The 21,465-nt window shown below is 65.7% G+C and carries 19 protein-coding genes; 10 read left to right on the forward strand and 9 right to left on the reverse strand.

Features of this window, described 5'->3' with window-relative positions; translation table 11 throughout:
- The first annotated feature begins 27 nt into the window (after window positions 1–27).
- A complete protein-coding gene (locus tag BMY71_RS23185; protein ID WP_011500874.1) occupies window positions 28–1,470 on the forward strand; it encodes an ammonium transporter in 1,443 nt (480 codons plus the stop codon).
- 230 nt (window positions 1,471–1,700) lie between these two features.
- Here the strand turns inward: BMY71_RS23185 and BMY71_RS23190 are convergent, their stop codons facing one another.
- Both BMY71_RS23190 and BMY71_RS23195 read right to left on the reverse strand, forming a co-directional pair.
- Entirely contained in the window at window positions 1,701–2,108 is a 408-nt protein-coding gene (locus BMY71_RS23190) for a type II toxin-antitoxin system VapC family toxin (RefSeq protein ID WP_011500873.1), read from the reverse strand.
- A 4-nt stretch (window positions 2,109–2,112) separates the two neighbouring features.
- Window positions 2,113–2,349, reverse strand: a complete 237-nt coding sequence (locus tag BMY71_RS23195; protein ID WP_041805586.1) for an AbrB/MazE/SpoVT family DNA-binding domain-containing protein — start codon at window positions 2,347–2,349, stop codon at window positions 2,113–2,115.
- 160 nt (window positions 2,350–2,509) lie between these two features.
- Here BMY71_RS23195 and BMY71_RS23200 point away from each other — a divergent pair, with 160 nt between their 5' ends.
- The 4 genes from BMY71_RS23200 (at window position 2,510) to BMY71_RS23215 (ending at window position 8,286) form a co-directional block, all read left to right on the forward strand.
- A complete protein-coding gene (locus tag BMY71_RS23200) occupies window positions 2,510–3,748 on the forward strand; it encodes an aminotransferase class I/II-fold pyridoxal phosphate-dependent enzyme (protein ID WP_092686264.1) in 1,239 nt (412 codons plus the stop codon).
- A 2-nt stretch (window positions 3,749–3,750) separates the two neighbouring features.
- Window positions 3,751–6,228 (forward strand): DNA translocase FtsK, encoded by a 2,478-nt coding sequence (locus BMY71_RS23205; protein ID WP_041805093.1) that lies wholly within the window; start codon window positions 3,751–3,753, stop codon window positions 6,226–6,228.
- 17 nt (window positions 6,229–6,245) lie between these two features.
- Window positions 6,246–7,193, forward strand: a complete 948-nt coding sequence (locus BMY71_RS23210; protein ID WP_092686278.1) for an outer membrane lipoprotein carrier protein LolA — start codon at window positions 6,246–6,248, stop codon at window positions 7,191–7,193.
- Window positions 7,194–7,473: 280 nt separating this feature from the next.
- Window positions 7,474–8,286 carry an exodeoxyribonuclease III gene (locus tag BMY71_RS23215; RefSeq protein ID WP_092686265.1) on the forward strand — a complete coding sequence of 271 codons (813 nt, stop codon included), beginning with the start codon at window positions 7,474–7,476 and terminating at the stop codon, window positions 8,284–8,286.
- Between the two features lie 256 nt (window positions 8,287–8,542).
- On the opposite strand, the gene BMY71_RS23220 is transcribed toward BMY71_RS23215, so the two are convergent.
- Together BMY71_RS23220 and BMY71_RS23225 are read right to left on the reverse strand one after the other, a co-directional pair.
- Window positions 8,543–8,989, reverse strand: a complete 447-nt coding sequence (locus BMY71_RS23220) for a cyclic nucleotide-binding domain-containing protein (protein ID WP_092686266.1) — start codon at window positions 8,987–8,989, stop codon at window positions 8,543–8,545.
- 126 nt (window positions 8,990–9,115) lie between these two features.
- Window positions 9,116–9,802: a response regulator transcription factor gene (locus tag BMY71_RS23225; RefSeq protein ID WP_011500866.1), complete on the reverse strand. Its 687-nt coding sequence runs from the start codon at window positions 9,800–9,802 to the stop codon at window positions 9,116–9,118.
- A gap of 228 nt (window positions 9,803–10,030) precedes the next feature.
- On the opposite strand from BMY71_RS23225, the gene BMY71_RS23230 reads away from it, so the two are divergent.
- A complete protein-coding gene (locus BMY71_RS23230; RefSeq protein ID WP_202190176.1) occupies window positions 10,031–10,540 on the forward strand; it encodes a L,D-transpeptidase family protein in 510 nt (169 codons plus the stop codon).
- Between the two features lie 46 nt (window positions 10,541–10,586).
- On the opposite strand, the gene BMY71_RS23235 is transcribed toward BMY71_RS23230, so the two are convergent.
- Window positions 10,587–11,285, reverse strand: a complete 699-nt coding sequence (locus BMY71_RS23235) for a YggS family pyridoxal phosphate-dependent enzyme (RefSeq protein WP_049760657.1) — start codon at window positions 11,283–11,285, stop codon at window positions 10,587–10,589.
- A 138-nt stretch (window positions 11,286–11,423) separates the two neighbouring features.
- Between BMY71_RS23235 and BMY71_RS23240 the strand changes: the two genes are divergently transcribed.
- The 4 genes from BMY71_RS23240 (at window position 11,424) to holA (ending at window position 17,572) form a co-directional block, all read left to right on the forward strand.
- Window positions 11,424–13,100, forward strand: a complete 1,677-nt coding sequence (locus BMY71_RS23240) for a diguanylate cyclase domain-containing protein (protein ID WP_092686268.1) — start codon at window positions 11,424–11,426, stop codon at window positions 13,098–13,100.
- 212 nt (window positions 13,101–13,312) lie between these two features.
- Window positions 13,313–15,949: a leucine--tRNA ligase gene (gene leuS / locus BMY71_RS23245; RefSeq protein WP_092686269.1), complete on the forward strand. Its 2,637-nt coding sequence runs from the start codon at window positions 13,313–13,315 to the stop codon at window positions 15,947–15,949.
- Entirely contained in the window at window positions 15,936–16,496 is a 561-nt protein-coding gene (gene lptE, locus BMY71_RS23250) for an LPS assembly lipoprotein LptE (RefSeq protein WP_092686270.1), read from the forward strand. Before leuS ends, lptE begins: the two co-directional genes overlap by 14 nt.
- Window positions 16,497–16,543: 47 nt before the next feature.
- Window positions 16,544–17,572 carry a DNA polymerase III subunit delta gene (gene holA / locus BMY71_RS23255; protein WP_092686271.1) on the forward strand — a complete coding sequence of 343 codons (1,029 nt, stop codon included), beginning with the start codon at window positions 16,544–16,546 and terminating at the stop codon, window positions 17,570–17,572.
- A gap of 344 nt (window positions 17,573–17,916) precedes the next feature.
- Here holA and BMY71_RS23260 read toward each other — a convergent pair whose 3' ends face one another.
- The 4 genes from BMY71_RS23260 to rsmG form a co-directional block, all read right to left on the reverse strand.
- On the reverse strand, window positions 17,917–18,156 hold the full coding sequence (locus BMY71_RS23260) for a hypothetical protein (protein WP_092686272.1): 240 nt from the start codon (window positions 18,154–18,156) through the stop codon (window positions 17,917–17,919).
- A 23-nt stretch (window positions 18,157–18,179) separates the two neighbouring features.
- A complete protein-coding gene (locus tag BMY71_RS23265) occupies window positions 18,180–19,070 on the reverse strand; it encodes a ParB/RepB/Spo0J family partition protein (protein ID WP_011500859.1) in 891 nt (296 codons plus the stop codon).
- Window positions 19,071–19,338: 268 nt separating this feature from the next.
- Window positions 19,339–20,193, reverse strand: a complete 855-nt coding sequence (locus tag BMY71_RS23270) for a ParA family protein (RefSeq protein WP_011500858.1) — start codon at window positions 20,191–20,193, stop codon at window positions 19,339–19,341.
- Window positions 20,190–20,891, reverse strand: a complete 702-nt coding sequence (gene rsmG / locus BMY71_RS23275; protein ID WP_092686273.1) for a 16S rRNA (guanine(527)-N(7))-methyltransferase RsmG — start codon at window positions 20,889–20,891, stop codon at window positions 20,190–20,192. Before rsmG ends, BMY71_RS23270 begins: the two co-directional genes overlap by 4 nt.
- Between the last annotated feature and the right edge of the window lie 574 nt (window positions 20,892–21,465).

The following is a 21,465-nucleotide window of genomic DNA, read 5'->3' on the forward strand; positions in this document are numbered from 1 at the left end:
CCACTTCCTTCACTCAGGAGACGACACATGACGTTCAAACGTCCCTACGGCGCGGGATTGGCCGTGCTCGCAGCCGGCCTGTTCGCCGCGACTGCCGCCTACGCCGAGCCCACCGTCAACAAGGGCGACAACGCCTGGATGATGACCTCGACGATTCTCGTCCTGCTGATGACCATCCCGGGCCTCGCGCTGTTCTACGGCGGTCTGGTTCGCTCCAAGAACATGCTCTCGGTGCTGGCGCAGGTGTTCTACACCGTCTGCGTCGGCAGCATCATCTGGGCGGTGTACGGCTATAGCCTCGCCTTCACCGGCGGCTCGGATTTCATCGGTGGCTTCTCCAAGGCGTTCCTCGCCGGCATCACCCCCGATTCGAAGGCCGCCACGTTCTCGGTCGACGCCAACATCTCGGAGCTGATCTACGTCTGCTTCCAGATGACGTTCTGCACACTCACCCCGGCGCTGATCGTCGGCGCCTTCGCCGAGCGCACCCGCTTCGCCGCGGTGGCGCTGTTCATCCCGCTGTGGATCACCCTGATCTACCTGCCGATGGCGCATATGGTCTGGTACTGGGCCGGTCCGGACGCGATCAGTGACGCCGTCAAGGCGCTCGCCGCTGCGACCGACGAAGCCACCAAGGCTGCGGCGCAGGCCAAGCTCGACGAGGTCAACGCCGACGCCGGCTTCCTGTTCAAGAAGGGCGCGCTCGACTTCGCAGGCGGCACCGTGGTGCACATCAACGCCGGCATCGCCGGCCTGGTCGGCGCCCTGCTGGTCGGCCGTCGCACCGGCTACGGCAAGGAGCTGATGGCTCCGCACTCGCTGACCATGACCATGATCGGCGCCTCGCTGCTGTGGGTCGGCTGGTTCGGCTTCAACGCCGGTTCGGCGCTCGAAGCTTCCGGCGGCGCCGGGCTCGCGATGGCCAACACCTTCGTCGCCACCGCGGCGGCGGCGCTGTCGTGGATGTTCGCGGAGTGGATCTTCAAGGGCCACCCCTCGCTGCTCGGCGCGCTGTCCGGTGCGGTGGCGGGCCTGGTCGCGGTCACCCCCGCGGCGGGCTACTCCGGCCCGATGGGCGCGATCGTGCTCGGCCTGGTCGCCGGCGTGGTCTGCCTGTTCTTCTGCACCGTGATCAAGAACGCGCTGAAATATGACGACTCGCTCGACGTGTTCGGCGTCCACGCCGTCGGCGGCATCGTCGGCGCGCTCGGCACCGGCATCGTGGTGAACCCGGCGCTCGGCGGCACCGGCGTGTACGACTACACGCTGGGCAAGGTCGCCGAATATGACCTCGTCAACCAGATGATCTCGCAGAGCTGGGGGGTCGGCACCACGCTGCTGCTGTCCGGCATCGGCTCGGCGATCCTCTACAAGGTCGTCGACGTCATCGTCGGCCTGCGCGCCCCGGTCGAAGTCGAGCGCGAAGGCCTCGATCTCGTCGAGCACACCGAGCGCGCCTACAACATGTGAGCTCTCCCGAAGGGCGCGGCCTTTTCCTCCAGGGGGGCCGCGCCCGGAACTACGGTCCGGGCAAATACCCCGGCAATGTCCGGACCGTCGAGGGGTCCCAGCGCAAGCTGGGGCCCCTGTCTTTTTGGCGGGGCGTCCGGGTCTGAGAATCAGGAAGTCATTAGCTCCGCACGAGAGCGTTTTCGAGCGAAGTGGATCGCTTCGGTTCTGATTGAATCAGTACCAAAGCTCTAGCCGCGATCGGGCGTGATCAAATCGACGTTTGGAAAGTAAGTGCGATAGTGCCGAGCATCGCGGGTCAACAGAGACAAATGCTCGGTCGCCGCATGCGCGCCGATCAGGAAATCGGAAAGCACGCGCGTCTTGACGCCGCCGCTCCGGCGATACTGAACAAAAGCTTTTCCGGCCAAGAATAACGCCGAGCGAGGGATCGGCGCGACCACAATGCCAATCGTTCGAAGCACGACCTCGAGCTGCTCCTCTTGATCGAAGCGCGTTGAAATTTCCGCATAGATCACGTCGTTGATGAGCAAGGGTCCGCGATCAATCGCCTCATTTATCCTCGCCGCCGACCAGCCCAGCCAGTTCGGATCCGCAGTCACAAGATCAATCAGAACGTTCGTGTCGACCAAGGTCACGGCGCTAATCGTCGCCGCGCAGTAGCTTCATCACCTCGTCGGTCGAAAGCCCTGGTCCGGCACTGCCGATCACCTTCTCCCAGTCGATTTGTCTGCGGCTCGGCTGACTAACCTTTTCCAGGACCACGGCCCCATCCGCCCCGCGCTTGAAGTCGACCTCTCCCCCAGGGCCAACGTCCAGGGTCTCGAGAATGTCCTTCGGAATCCTCACTCGGCCGTCGCTCGTGATCCTGCTCGCCATGTCGACCTCCGCCTGTTCCCGAGGCGCTCTCATAATCTAGGCACGCGCTGCCCGGGCGTCGATGGTTAATCGCGTCTTAACCTCGCCGTATCTATGGTGGCTGATCTGTTTGCACCCGCTCCGCATAGCGGCCGGGCGCCCTTAAAACTGGCGTTTTTGAATGGCTTTGCCCGCCTCTTCCGCTTCGGCGCGCGCTGCCGGCAGCCCTTCGGCTGCCGGCCATAGCGAGCGCTCGCCATTCGCGCGTCTGACCGAATTGCTGGCGCCGTATCAGCCCGGCGAGCGACTGATCAATCTGTCGCTCGGCGAGCCGCAGCATCCGGTGCCGGATTTCGTCGGTCCGGTGCTGGCGCAGCACATTGCCGATTTCGGTCGCTATCCGATGGCCAAGGGGATCGCGCCGTTCCGCAACGCGGCCGCGAGCTGGCTGGCCACGCGCTTCGCGTTGCCCCGCGCGCCCGATCCCGAGACCGAAATACTGGTGCTGAACGGCAGCCGCGAAGGCCTGTTCCTCGCCGCGCTCGCCGCCGCGCGCCATGTCGGCCCGCGCGACGGCACGCCGGCGATCCTGATGCCGAATCCGTTCTATCCGGCCTATGCGGCCGGCGCCCGCGCCGCCGGCTGCGAGGCGGTGTTCCTGGCCACCAATCCGGCCAACGGCTTCCTGCCGGATCTGGAATCGCTCGACGAGGCGACGCTGAAGCGCACGGTGGCGATCTACATCGCCTCGCCCGCGAACCCGCAGGGCTCGGTCGCGTCGCGCGATTACTTGGCGCGGCTGAAAGCGCTCGCCGATCGCTACGGCTTCCTGATCCTCGCCGACGAGTGCTACTCGGAGATCTACACCCGCACTGCGCCCGGCAGCGCGCTCGAGGCGGCCGGTCCCGACTTCCGCAACGTCGCGGTGTTCCAGTCGTTGTCGAAGCGCTCGAATCTTCCGGGCATGCGCGTCGGCTTCGTCGCCGGCGACGCGACCTTCCTCAATGCGTTCCACGAACTACGCAACGTCGCCGCGCCGCAGGTGCCGGTGGCGCTGCAGCACGTCGCGGTCGCCGCCTATGGCGACGAAGCCCATGTCGAGGAAAACCGCCGGCTGTATCGGCTGAAGTTCGATCTCGCCGATCAGATCCTCGGCGAGCGCTTCGGCTATCAGCGCCCCGCCGGCGGCTTCTGCCTGTGGCTCGACGTCTCCGCTCATGGCGGCGACGAGGCCGCCACCGTGAAGCTGTTCAGGGAGGGAGGCGTCCGCGTCATCCCAGGCAGTTATCTGGCGCGTCCGCAGCCCGACGGCAGCAATCCGGGCGCCGGCTACATCCGGCTGGCGATGGTTCAGGACAGTGAGAGTACCGCCGAAGCGCTGCACCGGCTGGTGCGGATTCTCGATGAGTCGCGAGGCTGAGAGTGAGCATGCCGGCGATCGAACGCGTCATTCCCCTGGTCGGGCACCTGCCCGCGTCGATCCGCGACGCGCTGGTGCGGCGGCTGCGCGAGTTCGCCGGCTTCGGCCTGATCGTGATCGCCACCGTCGGCGCCGCGGCGCTGGCGACCTGGTCGGTGCAGGACCCGAGCCTCAGTCACGCCACCTCGCGCAAGATCCACAATCTGATCGGCTATCCCGGCGCGATCGGCGCTGATCTGTCGATGCAGATCCTCGGCCTCGGCGCCGTCGGGCTGCTGCTGCCGGTCGCGACCTGGGGCTGGCGGATGATCAATCACCGGCCGTTCGACCGCCGCGCATTGCGGTTCGCGGCCTGGATTCTCTGCACCATCTTCGCCGCAGGCTTCGCCTCGTCGTTTCCGCACGACAGCGCCTGGCCGCTGCCCACCGGCCTCGGCGGCGTCGTCGGCGACGCGCTGGTGCGTGCGCCGTCGCTGGTGTTCGGCCCGGGTCTGATCTTCCGCGTCATCCTCAGCATCGTGCTCGGCGCCCTGATGGCCGTGAGCTTCCTGATCGCCAGCGGCTTCGGCTCGCGCGAACCGGACGCCGACGACGTCATCGCCGACGATGTGCCGCTCGACGAAGACGAGGATCGCGATCCCGGCTCGGTCTCGCTCGGCTGGCTGACCCATGCGGCGCTCTCCGCCAAGGCGCGGCTGTGGCGGCTGATGAAGCTCGGCTATCGCGGCCTCGTCAGCAGCGCGCCCGCGGGCCCCGCCGCCGCCTCGTTCGAACGCCAGGAGCCCAGGCTGGGCGGCGGTCGCGTTGCGCCGCCGATCGTGCCGCGGGACCATCTCGACGACGACGACGACACGCTCGATCTCGAACCCGCCGACGCGATCGAAGACGAGGAAGACGAAGCCCCGGTCGCCCGCGCGCCGCGCAAGAAGGCCGCGCCGAAGCCGGCCGCGAAGAAATCCGGCAGGTTCGAGCTGCCCTCGGTCAACGTGCTGACGGCGCCGAAGGCCTCCGATCGCCAGCCGCTCAACAAGGCCGAGCTCGAAGCCAATTCGCGGGCGCTCGAAGGCGTGCTGCAGGATTTCGGCGTGCGCGGCGAAATCGTCAAGGCGCATCCCGGCCCGGTGGTGACGCTGTACGAACTCGAGCCCGCGCCCGGCATCAAATCGTCGCGCGTGATCGGCCTGTCCGACGACATCGCACGGTCGATGAGCGCGCTGTCGGCGCGCGTCGCCGTGGTGCCCGGCCGCAATGCGATCGGCATCGAGCTGCCCAACGCGCATCGCGAGAAGGTGTATCTGCGCGAACTGCTCAGCGTGAAGGACGGCAACGAGACCGTGCACAAGCTGCCGTTGTGTCTCGGCAAGAACATCGGCGGCGATTCGATCATCATCGATCTCGCACGCACGCCGCATATGCTGATCGCCGGCACCACCGGCTCGGGCAAATCGGTCGCGATCAACACCATGATCCTCAGCCTGGTGTACCGGCTGCGGCCGGATCAGTGCCGGCTGATCATGGTCGATCCGAAGATGCTCGAACTCTCGGTCTATGACGGCATTCCGCATCTGCTGACGCCGGTCGTCACCGATCCGAAGAAGGCCGTCGTCGCCCTGAAATGGGCAGTGCGCGAGATGGAGGAGCGCTACAAGCGCATGGCCAAGCTCGGCGTCCGCAACATCGACGGCTACAACACCCGGCTGTCGGAAGCCAAGGCGCGCGGCGAGGACTTGACCCGCACGGTGCATACCGGATTCGACAAAGAGAGCGGCAAGGCGATCTACGAGGAAGAAAAGCTCGATCTCGAACCGCTGCCCTATATCGTCATCATCGTCGACGAAATGGCCGACCTGATGATGGTCGCCGGCAAGGACATCGAAGGCGCGGTGCAACGCCTCGCCCAGATGGCGCGCGCCGCCGGCCTGCACGTCATCCTCGCGACGCAGCGGCCCTCGGTCGACGTCATCACCGGCACCATCAAGGCGAACTTCCCGACCCGCATTTCCTTCCAGGTCACCTCGAAGATCGACAGCCGCACCATCCTGGGCGAAATGGGCGCCGAGCAACTGCTCGGCCAAGGCGACATGCTGTACATGGCCGGCGGCGGACGGATCAGCCGCGTCCACGGGCCGTTCGTGTCCGACGAGGAAGTCGAGAAGGTCGTCAAACATCTCAAGACACAGGGCCAGCCGGAATATCTCGAAGCGGTCACCGCGGAAGAGCCGGCCGAGGGTGAGGATGGCGCGGTGTTCGACGCCACCGGCATGGGCGGCGACGGCGCCGGCGACCTGTTCCAGCAGGCGGTTGCGATCGTCAAACGCGACCGCAAGGCCTCGACCAGCTATATTCAGCGCCGCCTGCAGATCGGCTATAATCGCGCCGCCTCGCTGATGGAGCGCATGGAACTCGAAGGCATCGTCGGCCAGCCCAATCACGCCGGCAAGCGCGAGATTCTGGTGGCCGAAGAAGACTCCAATTTTTGACCGGCGGGATCAGCGTGATGGAAATCTCCGAGCGAGAGTCGCGAAATCGCCACAGCGCCACGGTAGCCGCTGAGGGGCTTGGCGCCGGATCCGCGCCCCCCGCGCAGGACATCACATTGACGAACGATTTCAATGGTTTGACGCCGAGGCCGGCGATCTCCACCGGGCTCCGCCGGAGCCTCGCGGCCGGCGTCGGCCTGCTGATGGTCACGGCCGCGCCGTTGGCTTTGGCGGAGACCGTGCCGGTGCCGAGGCCGTCGCCGAAAGCGGTCGAGAGGCAGATCAGCACCGCCGAGCCGTCCCGGCCGCAGCGCCCGCCGCAACCGCCGGCCCCGGTGGCGAAGCTGGCCACGCCGCCCGACCCGGTGATCCCCGATCCGCGGCGCAACGTGCCGGCCTCGATCTTCACCACCTTCGACGCCAAGCAGAAGGCGGACGCCGCCCGCGTCAGCGCCTATCTGTCGTCACTCTCGACGCTGGTCGGCAATTTCGTGCAGGTCGGCCCCGACGGCTCGAAGCTGAAGGGGGATTTCTACATCATGAAGCCGGGCAAGGTGCGGTTCGAATATGACGAGCCGAGCCCGATCTCGATGGTCGCCAACGGCCAGTCGCTGGTGGTGCGCGACCGCAAGCTCGCGACCCAGGACATCTACCCGCTGTCGCAGACGCCGCTGCGCTATCTGCTCAGCGACCGCATCGATCTGTTGCGCGACACCAGCGTCGTCGCCATCACCTCGGACGAGCTCTACATCAGCATCATCATCGAGGAGAAGAACGCGGTCATCGGCACCAGCCGGCTGATGCTGATGCTCGGCGTCAAGGACGGCCAGCTCAAGCAATGGACCGTCACCGATCCGCAGGGCTACGACACCACGGTCGCGATCTACAATCTCGACACCGCCCGGCGCCCCGATCCGGCGATGTTCAAGATCGACTTCACCGACTACTCGACCCCGCCGGGCTAGGCTCCTTCATTTTGTGCTTTGTCTGCTTCGCGGATGATGGATGCGCGGGTCAAGCCCGCGCATGACGCCGGGCTGGATCGCACCGACGGTCGCGTAGGCCGTCTCTATCAAGACCGTCATTGCCGGGCTTGATCCGGCAATCCATCCCCTTCGTAAGACGCCACAGCAAGCACCTGGCTGGTTGTACACATCAGCGGCTTGCGTTCGATCGCGTGCCGCGCAACAAACAGCGCGCTCCTCGCAAAGACGGCGTCCCGCCCGCAACTCGCCCCGGCTTCCCATGCGCTTCACCCTCACGACATGGAACATCAACTCGGTCCGGCTGCGCATCGATCTGGTCGCGGCGTTCCTGAAAGAGCAGCAGCCCGACGTGCTGTGCCTGCAGGAGACCAAGTGTCCCGACGACGCGTTTCCGCTGAAGCGCTTCAAGCAGCTCGGCTACGAGCACATCGCGCTGAACGGACAGAAGGGCTATCACGGCGTCGCGGTGATCTCGAAGATTCCGTTCGTCGCGCGCGACATCCGCATTTTCTGCGACAACCTCGACTCGCGCCACATCTCGGTGTCGCTCGGCACCGGCGACAACGATCCGCCGCTGGTGCTGCATAATTTCTACGTGCCTGCCGGCGGCGACGTTGCCGATCCCGAACTCAATCCGAAGTTCAAGCACAAGCTGTCGTTTCTCGACGAGATGAAGGCCTGCGAGCCGCTGCATCCCTCCGGCGACGCGCGGCATATTCTGGTCGGCGACCTCAACGTCGCGCCGCACGAGCACGACGTCTGGTCGCACAAGCAGTTACTTAAAGTCGTGTCGCACACGCCGGTGGAATGCGAGAAGCTGCTCGCCGTGCTGCGCGCCGGCAATTGGGTCGACGTCGCGCGCGACCGGATTCCGCTGTCGGAGAAGATCTACACCTGGTGGAGCTATCGCGCCGCCGACTGGACCGTCGGCGATCGCGGCCGACGGCTCGATCACATCTGGGTCTCCGAAGCGCTGCGCACCCGCGTCACCGACTTCAAGATCCTGCGCAACGCGCGAAGCTGGGAACGCCCGAGCGACCACGTCCCGGTGACGGTGACGATGGAGCTGTAAGTCACCAGCACAACGCGCTCCCTCTTCCGCTTGCGGGGGAGGGTTAGGGTGGGGGCAACGCGAGTCGCAGCGCCGCTGATACGCACCCTGCTTCTCGGTCGATGTGAGTGGATGATGCTGAGTAACGATGCGCGCCGAACGCAATATCAGCCCGGCTGAACACAAGCGCCGTGCTCGGCTCGCCCCCACCCCGGCCCTCCCCCGCAAGCGGGAGAGGGTGAAGAGAGCGCCCCCTCTCGAGGACATGCGCGAGCTGCTACGTGAGCTTCGCGCCGGCTCTGGTGATGTCTTTGGCGATCATGGTGGTGCGGGCGGCGAATTCGTCGCGGAGGTTACGGGCGGCCACGGGGTCGCTTTCGAGCACGCGCTGAAACAGGCTGCGCGCGATCCGGACCACCGACGAGTACTCCATCGCCACCGCGCTCGACGGCCGCGGCATCGGCAGCACCAACGCCAGTTCGCCGATCAGATCGCCCGGCCGCGCGATCAGTTCGTGCGGACCGCCGTCGGCCGATGTCACCTGGAACGATCCGGTCTGCACCACATAGCCGGCGTCGGAGGCGTCGCCGGCGGAGAACAGCACGTCGCCGCGGGCGAACTCGCGCTGATCGGAGCCGATCGCCAGCATCCGCAACGAGGTGTCGCCCAACAGCCGCAGCGTCGGGACGCGCTCGAGCAGGGCAACATCATCTTCGATCGACATCAGTGACCGGCCGGCAAAAAACGGGACGCGCCAAACCCTCGGACTTGAAACACTCGGATTTGAGATCCTTGGACTTGAAATCCTTGGATTTGAAATCCTTGGCGGCGATTCGGCCCCTTATTGGTATCACGGCACGAGTTTGTAGCCACCGGCCTCGGTGACCAGAATCTCCGGATTCGCCGCATCCTTCTCGATCTTTTGGCGAAGTCGGTAAATATGGGTCTCGAGCGTGTGGGTCGTCACACCCGAATTATAGCCCCAGACTTCCTGCAGCAGCGTCTCGCGCGACACCGGCGATTGGCTGGCGCGGTACAGGAAGCGCAGGATCGCGGTCTCCTTTTCGGTCAGCCGCACCTTCTTGGCGTTGGCGCCGGTCAGCATCTTGGAGCCGGGGCGGAAGCTGTAGGGGCCGACGGTGAACACCGCGTCCTCGCTGGCTTCGTGCTGGCGGAGCTGGGCGCGGATTCGCGCCAGCAGCACCGCGAAGCGGAACGGCTTGGCGACATAGTCGTTGGCGCCGCTCTCCAGCCCCAGAATGGTATCGGAATCGGTATCGTGCCCGGTCAGCATGATGATCGGCGCCTTGAAGCCGCCCTTGCGCAAGCTGCGCACCACTTCGCGGCCGTCGGTGTCGGGCAGCCCGACATCCATCAGCACCAGATCCGGCGAGTTCGCCTTGGCCGACTGCACGCCCTTGGCGCCGGTGTCGACCGCGGAAGCCTCGAATTCCTCGTGCAGCGACAATTGCTCGACCAAGGCTTCGCGCAGATCAGTGTCGTCATCCACGATCAGGATCTTGCGGGCGTTCGGCATGGTCGATGTCCTTCGAATCTTGCGGGCAGCGTCGGCCGGGGCGGCCGGGGAGCCCTCCAATCACGCGCGATTGTATCGCAGAACAGCAAATAGGCATGATTTCTGCGGATTTTAACTGCGGCATGTTAAATTTGCTTCACCACCCGCCCGCGCCAAGCTGATACCGACGTGAAAATAACATTCAGATCAGAGCGTTACAAGAACCCGACGGTGGACCGGCCATTGTCGATGCTAAAGGTCCGCGCCGCGGCAGGTCAGCGCAGCCGCGGCTGGCTGACCGCCGGAGGGATGACGATCCCGGTCGCGCTCGGCCGCGGCGGCATCCTCGCCAACAAGCGCGAGGGCGACGGCGGCACGCCGCGCGGGACATTCCGGCCGCGGCGGTTGTGGTGGCGGGCCGACCGCTGGCCGAAGCCGCGAACATTCCTGCCGGTTCGGCCGATCACCGCCGAGGACGCCTGGTGCGAGGACCCTTCGAGCCGGCATTACAACCGTCCGCTGCGCCGCGGCCCCGGCGAGGCCGGCGATCGGCTGCAGCGTGCCGATCACCTGTATGATTTCATCATCGAGATCGACCACAACACAACGCCGCGGATCGCCGGCCGCGGCAGCGCCGTGTTCCTGCATCTGGCACGCGACAATTTCGGCCCGACCGCCGGCTGCGTCGCCATGACCCGCGGCAACCTGCTGCGGCTGTTGGCCAGGATCGGGCCGAACACCAAGATCGTGATCGGGTAGGCGCAGGCACGCTCGAGCGAGCGAGCACCTCGGGATGACGCGAAGGTTACCTGTGCCCGAAGATCGCCGAGCCGACCCGCACATGGGTCGCGCCGAATTCGATCGCGGTGGCGAAATCGGCGCTCATGCCCATCGACAATTTGCTCAGGCCGTTGCGCCGGGCGATCTTCGCGGTCAGCGCGAAATGCGGCGCCGGAGCCTCATCCACCGGGGGGATGCACATCAGGCCGGCGATCGTCAGCCCCCAGCGTTCGCGGCAGGCGGTGAGGAAGGCGTCGGCGTCCTGCGGCGCGACGCCGGCCTTCTGCGGTTCCTCGCCAGTATTGATCTGGACGAACAGCTCGACCGCACGGCCCGCTAGCGGCAGCGCCTTGCTCAACGCCTCGGCGAGACTTTCGCGATCGACCGAATGAATCGCGTCGAACAGCGCGACGGCTTCCTTGGCCTTGTTGGATTGCAGCGGCCCGATCAGATGCAGCTCGGTGCCGGGATGGCCGGCGACCAGCGCCGGCCATTTGGCCTTGGCTTCCTGCACGCGATTTTCGCCGAACACCCGCTGGCCGGCGGCCAGCACCGGCAGGATCGAATCGGCGTCGAAGGTCTTCGACACTGCGATCAGCGTCACCGAACCGCGCTCGCGTCGCGCCTCCTTGCAGGCCTGCGCGATCTCCTGCTCGACCGCGGCGAGCCCGTGAACCTCCGCGCCGCTCACCTTCGTACCCGCCGAAGCCGCGCCGGCACGCATCGTAAATGACTGGTTAACGGCGCGCATCGGGCAAGAATTTCGCTCAAGGGTTGGGCCTTCGCTCAAATTGTAACGATTACGAAGAAGGGTTTTTGAACCCTTGGACCTAGTGTGTTTGCGGGGGTTGAGGGGTTCACGATGTCACGCATCGCCATCATTCGCAAGAAATCGCAGCTCCGGGGGATGCTCGGAATCCGCGCCAGGCTGGTGGTTCTGGCTCTGATTCTGGTCTGCCCGCTGATGCTCGATCGCGTGCGTCTGCTCGAAAACACGCGCACCACCCAGATTGCCGCGGTGGCCGACAGTGTCGCAACGCTGGCGCAGCGCGCCACCGATGCACAGCGCGAAGTGATCTCCTCGGTCGAGGCGGTGCTGAAATCGGCGGCCTATATCCACGCCGCGGCGTCGCAGATCGGGCGCAGCTGCAGCATCCTGCGCGCCAGCCTGCGGGTCGATCTGCCGTCGATCCGGATGCTGTCGGTGGCGGATTCCAGCGGCATCATCCGCTGCTCCACCTCGTCGATGTTCGTCGGCTCGGATGTCAGTAACCGCGCTTATTTCCGCAAGGCGTTCGAGACCCACGATTTCGTCGTCAGCGACTTCGTGATCGGACAACAGAGCCGCCAGGGCACGATCCTCGCGGCCTATCCGGTGTCGGCGGTCGACACCGGCGAAGAAGCCGTGCTGATCGCCGGCATGAATCTCGATTGGCTATCGGACATCATGGCCAATCTCGCCGGCCGCCCCGGGATCAACGTCGCGCTGATCGACGGCGAAGGCACCGTGCTGGCGACGCCGCCCGACCACCGCAGCCTGATCGGCCGCAAACTCGATCAGTCGACGCTGGATTTCGCGCTCGGCGCCCGCCCTCTGGAGCGCGAACAGGCGACCACCTCCATTGATTCCGGGCAGACGCTGTCGGTGTCGCGGATACCCGGCACCAATGCGCGGCTGGTGGTGACGCTGGACGAGAACATCGTCTCGGCGGCGATCAGCCGCGACATCCGCACCGCCTATCTGCAATTGGCGCTGGTCTGCCTGCTCGTGCTGCTCGGCGCGCTGATCGCCGCCGAACGGCTGATCGTGCGGCCGATCTCGGTCCTGACCTCGATCGCCAACCAGTTCGCGCAGGGCGATTGGTCGGCGCGCGTCACAAGGGCACGGCTGCCGGCGGAATTTCTGCCCTTGGCGCGCGCGTTCAACGCGATGGCCGCGCAGCTCGGCCAACGCGAGCGCGAACTGGTCGCAAGCAACAACAGCCTGACCGTGATGGCGTCGATGGATCTGCTAAGCGGGCTCGCCAACCGGCGCGGCTTCCAGAGCCGGCTGGATTTCGAATGGATGCGCGGCCTGCAGAACGGTCATACCGTGGCGCTGCTGCTGCTCGACGTCGATTATTTCAAATCGTTCAACGACAGCTACGGCCACCCGGAGGGCGACGCCTGCCTGTCCCGGATCGGCGAGACCCTCGCCACCGTCGCCAACGACACCGGCGGCTTTGCGGCGCGCTATGGCGGCGAGGAGTTCTGCCTTCTGTTGCCGGATACCGACGCCGACACCGCCTATCAGGTCGGCGAAATGGTCCGCGCCACCGTCGAACGGCTGGACGTGCCCCACCACACCAGCTTGTTTCAGCGCGTCACCGTCAGCATCGGCGTCGCGTCGGCTTCGCCGACCGAGGACGCCAGCCCGGCCGAGCTGATCGAGGCCGCCGACGCCGCGCTCTATGCCGCCAAGGGCCGCGGCCGCAACACCGTCGTCGAACACGGCTTCATCCGCGCCACCGACACGATATCGATGGCGATCGCCAGCTGAACCGCGGTGCCCGCCGCGGCTCCGGGCTGACAACACGACACATCGCGGGCGGCGCTGATCTGCGCCCATCCCATTGACCCGACGCAGCGTTTCGTGGCCTATTCCGCGCGCCTCGCGCGCGAATTCCCCAGAGCCCGCACCGGTTTGCGACCTCATTCGCGCGTCCATTATCGCTTGCAGAGCGCTCGAACCGGCCGGCCGACTGATCTCCCATGAGCAACGAACGTTACAACGCCCGCGAATCCGAGCCGAAATGGCAGGCGAAATGGGACGAGGCGAAGATTTTCGCCACCCGCAACGACGACCCGCGCCCGAAATATTACGTGCTGGAGATGTTCCCTTATCCGTCCGGACGGATCCACATGGGGCACGTCCGCAACTACACCATGGGCGACGTGGTGGCGCGGACGATGCGGGCGCGCGGCCACAATGTGCTGCACCCGATGGGCTGGGATGCGTTCGGCCTGCCGGCCGAGAATGCCGCGATCGAGCGCAAGGTCGCCCCCAAGGCGTGGACCTACGCCAATATCGCTGCGATGAAGAAGCAGCTGCAGACCATGGGGCTGTCGCTCGACTGGGCGCGTGAATTCGCGACCTGCGATCCCACCTACTACAAGCATCAGCAGAAGATGTTCCTGGATTTCCTGAAGGCGGGCCTCGCCGAGCGGGAAACCCGCAAGCTCAACTGGGACCCGGTCGATATGACCGTGCTGGCCAATGAGCAGGTGATCGACGGCCGCGGCTGGCGCTCGGGCGCGGTGGTCGAGCAGCGCGAGATGAACCAGTGGGTGTTCAAGATCACCCGCTACGCCCAGGAGTTGCTGGACGCGCTGGAGACGCTCGACCGCTGGCCCGACAAGGTGCGGCTGATGCAGCGCAACTGGATCGGCCGCTCCGAAGGCCTGCTGGTGCGTTTCGCGCTGGATTCGGCGACGACGCCGGCCGGCGAGACCGAGCTGAAGATCTTCACCACCCGGCCGGATACGTTGTTCGGCGCCAAATTCATGGCGATCGCCGCCGACCATCCGCTGGCGCAGGCGGCGGCCGCGAAGGACCCCAAGATCGCGGCCTTCGTCGAGGACTGCAAGAAGCGCGGCACCGCGCAGGCCGAGATCGACACCGCCGAGAAGCTGGGCATCGACACCGGCATCCGCGCGCTGCATCCGTTCGACCCGAACTGGCGGATCCCGGTCTATGTCGCGAATTTCGTGCTGATGGAATATGGCACCGGCGCGATCTTCGGCTGCCCGGCGCACGACCAGCGCGACCTCGACTTCGTCAACAAGTACCAGCTCGGCAACACCCCGGTGGTCTGCCCCGAGGGCCAGGACCCTTCGAGCTTCGTGATCACCGACGAGGCCTATGACGGCGACGGCCGCTTGATCAATTCGCGCTTCCTCGACGGCATGAGCATTGCCGAAGCCAAGGAAGACGTGGCGAAGCGGCTCGAGACCGCGACGCTCGGCAATGCGCCGGTCGGCGAGCGCAAGGTCAATTTCCGGCTGCGCGACTGGGGCATCTCACGCCAGCGCTATTGGGGCTGCCCGATTCCGGTGATCCATTGCGAGGTCTGCGGCGTGGTGCCGGTGCCGGACAAGGATCTGCCCGTGGTGCTGCCGGAGGACGTCTCGTTCGACAAGCCCGGCAACGCGCTCGATCATCACCCGACCTGGAAGCACACGGCCTGCCCGCAATGCGGGGCGAAGGCCACGCGCGAAACCGACACGATGGACACTTTCGTGGATTCGTCCTGGTACTTCGCGCGCTTCACCGATCCGTGGAACGAGAATGCGCCGACCACGCCGGACGTCGTCAACCGGATGCTGCCGGTCGATCAGTATATCGGCGGCGTCGAGCACGCGATCCTGCACCTGCTGTACAGCCGATTCTTCACCCGGGCGATGAAGGCCACCGGCCATATCGGCCTGGACGAGCCGTTCCGCGGGATGTTCACCCAGGGCATGGTGGTGCACGAGACCTATCGCAAGGCCGACGGCATGTTCGCTTCGCCGGCCGAAGTGGCGATCGTCGCCGAGGGCGATGGCCGCCGCGCGACGCTGCTCGACGACGGCACGCCCATCGAGATCGGCCCGATCGAGAAGATGTCGAAGAGCAAGCGCAATACCGTCGACCCCGACGATATTATCGGCAGCTACGGCGCCGACACCGCGCGCTGGTTCATGCTGTCGGATTCGCCGCCGGACCGCGACGTGATCTGGAGCGAGGAAGGCGTCAAGGGCGCGTCGCGCTTCGTGCAGCGGCTGTGGCGGATGATCAATGACGCCGCCGAGATCGCCAAGGCGGCCCCGGCCGCCCGACCGGACGCGTTCGGACCCGAGGCGCTGGCGGTCCGCAAGGCCGCCCATGGCGCGCTCGACAAGGTTCTGTCCGGCATCGAACGGCTCGCCTTCAACGTCAGCCTCGCCCATATCCGGGAATTCTCCAACAGTCTCGGCGAGGCGCTGGCCAGGCCCGGCGCGGCGTCGCCGGATGTCGCTCCCGATCTCGCCTGGGCGATCCGCGAGGGCGCCGTCATCCTGGTTCAACTGTTTCACCCGATGATGCCGCATCTGGCCGAGGAATGCTGGGCGGCGCTCGGCCAGCCCGGCCTGGTCTCCGAGGCGCTTTGGCCGCAAATCGAACGCGATTTGCTGCTCGAAGACAGCATCACGCTGCCGGTGCAGGTCAACGGCAAGAAGCGCGGAGAGGTCACGGTGGCCAGGGACGCCAACAATCCGGAAATTGAGGCTGCCGTTTTGGCGCTCGATGCGGTAAGACAGGCGTTGGATGGCAAGCCCGTCCGCAAGGTGATCGTGGTTCCGCAGAGGATCGTGAATGTCGTCGGTTAGGCCCGCGGTGGCGAGGGTTTTCGCGCGGCTTGCGCTGGCCGCGATGCTGGCGGCGCCGGTCGCCGGCTGTTTCCAGCCGATGTATGCCGACCGCGGCGACGGCTCGCCGACGCTGCGCGACAAGCTCGCGGCCGTCACCGTGCCGCCGCTCGACGTCCCGAACGGCTCGCGTAATGCCCGGATCGGCGTCGAAATCCGCAACGCGCTGATGTTCAAGATGTACGGCAGCGCCACCGGCGCGCCGCCGCTGTATTCGCTGGCGCTGAACATCAACTCGTCGCGTTCGTCGCTGATCGTCGATCCGAACACCACGCTGCCGACGATCGAGAATTACGGCATCGACGCGAACTACCGGCTCACCGAAATCGCCACCGGCAAGGTCGTGATGACCGGCAGCACCTTCTCGCGCGTCGAATACGACGTGCCCGGCCAGACCCAGCGCTTCGCCCGCACCCGCGCCGGCCGCGACGCCGAGGATCGCGCCGCGCAGGAAATCGCCGAGAACATCAATACCCGCCTCGCCTCGTTCTTTTACGCCGGCATCTGAACCGATCGTGCGCGCCGCTTGCGCCACACCGCCGGTCTGAGTCCGCCATGGTCGCGCTGCGCGGAAAAGACGTCACCTCGTTTCTCGCCCGCCCCGATCCGGCGCGGCCGATCATCCTGCTGTACGGACCCGACGCAGGCCTGGTCCGCGAGCGCGCCGACGCGCTGATCGCCTCGGCGCTCGACGATCCCAACGATCCGTTCGCGCTGGTGCGGCTCGACGGCGACGAACTCGCCTCCGAGCCGTCGCGGCTGGTCGACGAAGCGAATTCGATTCCGATGTTCGGCGGCCGCCGCGCGATCCGCGTCCGCGCCGGCTCGCGTAGTTTCGTCGCGGGCGTCGAGACGCTGGCCGCCTCGCCGCCGCGGGAGTGCCGCGTGGTGATCGAAGCCGGCGACATCAAGCCGGACAATGCGCTGCGCAAGGCCTGCGAGAAGGCGCCGAGCGCGGTGGCGATCGGCTGCTATCCGGACGCCGAGGCGGATCTCGCCAGGCTGATCGACGATGAACTCCGTCATTCGAATCTGCAGATCGGCCGCGACGCCCGGGCCGTGCTGATGACGCTGCTCGGCGGCGACCGCCAGGCCTCGCGCAACGAAGTCCGCAAGCTCGCGCTCTACGCCCACGGCCAGAGCGAGATCACGCTCGACGACGTGATGGCCTGCGTGTCCGACGCCTCCGATCTCAAGCTCGACGTCATCGTCGATGCGGCGTTTTCGGGAAAGCCCGCGGTGGTCGAGAGTGAATTCGCCAAGGCGATGGTCGCCGGCACCTATCCGGGGCAGATCATTCTCGCAGCCCAGCGCCACGCCGCGTTCCTGCACAAGACCAGCCTCGCAGTCGAGGCCGGCGCGGCTGCGGCGACCGCGCTCGATAGTGGCTTTCCGCGGCTGCACTTTTCCCGCAAGGCCGCGTCCGAGACCGCTCTGCGCAATCTCGGCGCGCCGCGACTGGCGCAGATCATCGACCAGCTCGCCACCGCCGCCCTGGAAACCCGCCGCCAGGCCACGCTCGGCGCCGCCATCGCCCAACGCACACTGCTGTCGATCGCAGTGAGCGCACGGCGAAGGAATTAGAGCGTTTTCGAGCGAAGTGGAAACCGGTTCGCGTGAAGAAAACGCGTCAGAACAGAAAGTTAGAGCTCCGGCTCTGATTTGATCAGAACCGGAGCTCTAGTTGTTATCATCCGTAGGGTGGCGCTGAGCGCAATGAAGCCGACGCGCACCTCGCGACCCAACAACCCTCTCGTTCGTCATTCCGGGGCGCGCGCAGCGCGAACCCGGAATCCATACCCCCTGCGCTCGCAAAAAGCGCAGGGCGGTAGACGACTGAAAATGGACGTCAGGGAGTATGGATTCCGGGTTCGCTCGCGATGCGAGCGCCCCGGAATGACGAACGAGAGCACGCGCCGGAACAACCTTCAGATTGCGGCGAAGATTGCTATCAATCCGACAACCCAGACCGACAATCCGATCCAGCCCGCAAGGTCGGACGAACAGAGATACGTGTCATCGGGAAGACGCTTGAAGCCGGACCAATTGAACATCTGGCCGGGCGACTTCACCGCTTGCACCCGAATGTTTCCAAACGACAGCAGGGGCACCAAGACTCGCGAGGTGCCGTAGCCGACGAAATCCAGCAAGAGATCGAGAACAACCAACTCGTCCTCTCCGCGATCCCGAACTAACCGCCCGCCTCGAGCCGGCGGATGATGTCGTCGAGCTGATCGAGGTCGGCGTAGCGGATCTGCAGGGAGCCTGTGCCGTCACGGTCTTCGATCGTGACCTTCATGCCGAGCGCGTCGCTGACGCGTTTTTCCAGCGCCAGCGTGTCGGCGTCCTTGGCGGGCTTCGCGGCGGCGGAGGCGCGCGGCTTCTGCGGCTTGCGCTCCGGCACGCCTTCTTCATGCGCCAGCGCTTCGGTCTGCCGGACGTTGAGGCCTTCGGCGACGATGCGCTTGGCGGCGGCGGACGGATCGGGCACGCCGATCAGCGCGCGCGCATGGCCGGCGGATAGTTGTCCGGCGGCGATCAGCGCCAGCACGTCGTCCGGCAGCCTGGTCAGCCGCATCATGTTGGCGACGTGGCTGCGGCTCTTGCCGACGATTTTCGCGATGTCGTCCTGGCTGCGTTTGAATTCATTGGCGAGCGCGTGATAGCCCTGCGCCTCTTCGAGCGGATTGAGATCCTCGCGCTGCACATTCTCGACGATCGCGATCTCGAGCGCATCGGCGTCGCTGACATCGACCGGCACGATCGGCACCTCGTGCAGCCCGGCGCGCTGCGCCGCGCGCCAGCGCCGTTCGCCGGCGATGATCTCGAACCGGTCCTGCGCGCCTTTCACCGGCCGCACCACGATCGGCTGGATCACGCCGTGCTGCCTGATCGAGTCGGAGAGTTCGCCGAGTTCGGCGTCGGAGAAGGTCCGGCGCGGATTGCGCGGATTGGCCTTGATGAATTCGATCGGCACCTTGCGCTGCGCGCGCGGCCGCTCGACATGCGCGGCCTCGCCGCCGACATCCCCGATCAGACTCGCCAGCCCGCGCCCCAGTCGCGAACGGTGCTCGTCGGCCATCGCCAGCTCCCTTGGATTCACGTCGTTACTCCGCGTTACATTTGGTACTTCGTCATCCGCCGATGACGCCGAGTCGTTACTTGTCGCTCGCGACTTTCCTGCAGACCCTCCTTCGAGGCTCGGGGCTACGCCCCGCGCACCTCAGGATGACGCTCTGCTTGGAGCAGCAGCCGAAACGCGCACTACCTCTCCGTCATCCTGAGGTGCGCGCGCTTGTTTGCGCGCCTCGAAGGATGACCGTGCACGGCCCTCGCCGCGCGCAATCACCTCAATGCATCGTGCGCAGTTCGCGCTCGCGCTGGATCACTTCGGTGGCGAGTTTCAGATAGGCCTCCGAGCCGACGCATTTCAGATCGTAGACCAGCACCGGCTTGCCGTAGCTCGGCGCTTCCGAGATCCGCACGTTGCGCGGGATCATGGTGTCGTAGACCTTCTTGCCCATGAACTGGCGGACGTCGGCGACGACCTGGCTCGACAGATTGTTGCGGCTGTCGAACATCGTCAGCACGATGCCGTGGATGGTCAGCTCCGGATTGAGCGTCGAGCGCACCTGCTCGACGGTCTGCAGCAATTGCGACAGACCTTCGAGCGCGAAGAACTCACATTGCAACGGCACCAGGATCGCGTCCGACGCCGCCATTGCATTCACCGTCAACAGGTTCAGCGACGGCGGGCAATCGATCAGCACATAGGTGTAGTCGAGCGGCGGATCGACGTCCTTGTTGAGCACGGCGATCGCATCGCGCAGCCGGAAGGCGCGGTCGCGGGAATGGCCGAGCTCGAGTTCGAGACCCGACAGATCCATCGTCGAGGCGGCGATATGCAGCCGCGGCACCGCGGTCGCCACCACGGCGTCGCGCAGCGGCGCTTCGCCGGCCAGCACATCATAGGTCGAACAGTTGCGGTCGCGGCGGTCGATGCCGAGCCCGGTCGAGGCGTTGCCCTGCGGATCGAGATCGACGATCAGCACACGCTCGCCGATCGCCGCCAGCGCGGTGCCGAGATTGATCGCGGTGGTGGTCTTGCCGACCCCGCCCTTCTGGTTCGCGAGCGCGATGATGCGCGGGCGCCCGGGCTCGGTCGAAGCCTTATCCCCTTGATATATTTGATCAATTACGGTCATTGCGCGGCTTCTTTGCTGGCGGTGGGGAGGGCTTGACGTTCGATCCGGTCGATTTCGACAATCCAGCCATGTCCACCGGTCAGGCTGGCGTGCAATTGAGGGTCAATCTTCCAATATCTAGTAGCGTCGGTCAATTCAGCTTCTACATCTTGACCCTTCAGGAACAGCGCCTTGCTGCCTTCGGTCATCAACGGTCGGGCGAAACCGATCAGCTGGTGTAGCGGAGCAACCGCGCGCGCGGTGATGCAATCGAGGCCTTGTGGAAATCTATCCACGTTATCCCCGATGTCCGCGAGCATGACTGTGCCGGGCGAGCCGGTCACCCGCAGCGCCTCGCGCAGGAAGGCCGCCTTTTTGGCGTTGCGCTCGACCAGCGTGACGTGACCACCGTCGTGCCCGGCCATCGCGCAGGCGAGCACGATGCCTGGAAAGCCGCCGCCGCTGCCGAAGTCGAGCCAGCGCCGCGCCTTCGGTGCGAGCGCAAGGAGCTGAAGCGAGTCGGCGACATGCCGGGTCCAGAGCTGCGGCAGCGTCGAGGGCGCGACCAGATTGGTCTTGGCCTGCCATTGCCGCAGCAAATCGAGATAGGCGTCGAGCCGCCGCTCTGTTTCACGTGAAACGGGCGTGAGCTGCAACGCGGCAGATTTGTCGGCATGGTCCGGTTGAGAGACTGCCATCGGTGATTGTCGTGAGGCCATCGGCCGACATTCTCGAAACGGGCAAGGAGACTTGGTCGTTTACAGATAGGCCGATGCAACGATTCCAGCCACTGTTTGATGGCCCGGCAGCGCTAATAAAAACGAGGCTGGTCCCGGCTGAGGGATCGAAGCTGGGCTTGAGATGCGGGAAGCAGCCGCAAACACTGTGCTGAAATCGGATGACGATCTCCGCGCGCGCCGCTGAGTCACCGACGTGTTAAAATCCATGGCGGGTCGACCGCGGTGTTTGCTGCGCAACTAATCTTGGCCTGGGTGCCCGCGTCTCCCCCACCGCAGCCCTCCCCCGCAAGAGCGGGAGAGGGAGCGCGCCGTGCCGGATGGAGAGGCATCGCTGATGCCATGCGGCTTTGCGCCTGACGCGAGTCCGGGCTGGCGGACATGTCCTAAGAGCAGTTAAGCCATTTGCGCTGCTGTGATCCGTGATCCCGCCCCGAGCACAGCGCGCCCCCTCTCCCGCTCTTGCGAGACCTCTGCGAAACTCGTTGATTTGGCGAGTTTGCCGCTGGAGGGGTGATGGCGTGATGCGATTTGGCTGCGATCGGCGGTTTCGGCC

This window comes from Rhodopseudomonas pseudopalustris (genome assembly GCF_900110435.1).
Lineage (GTDB): Bacteria > Pseudomonadota > Alphaproteobacteria > Rhizobiales > Xanthobacteraceae > Rhodopseudomonas > Rhodopseudomonas pseudopalustris.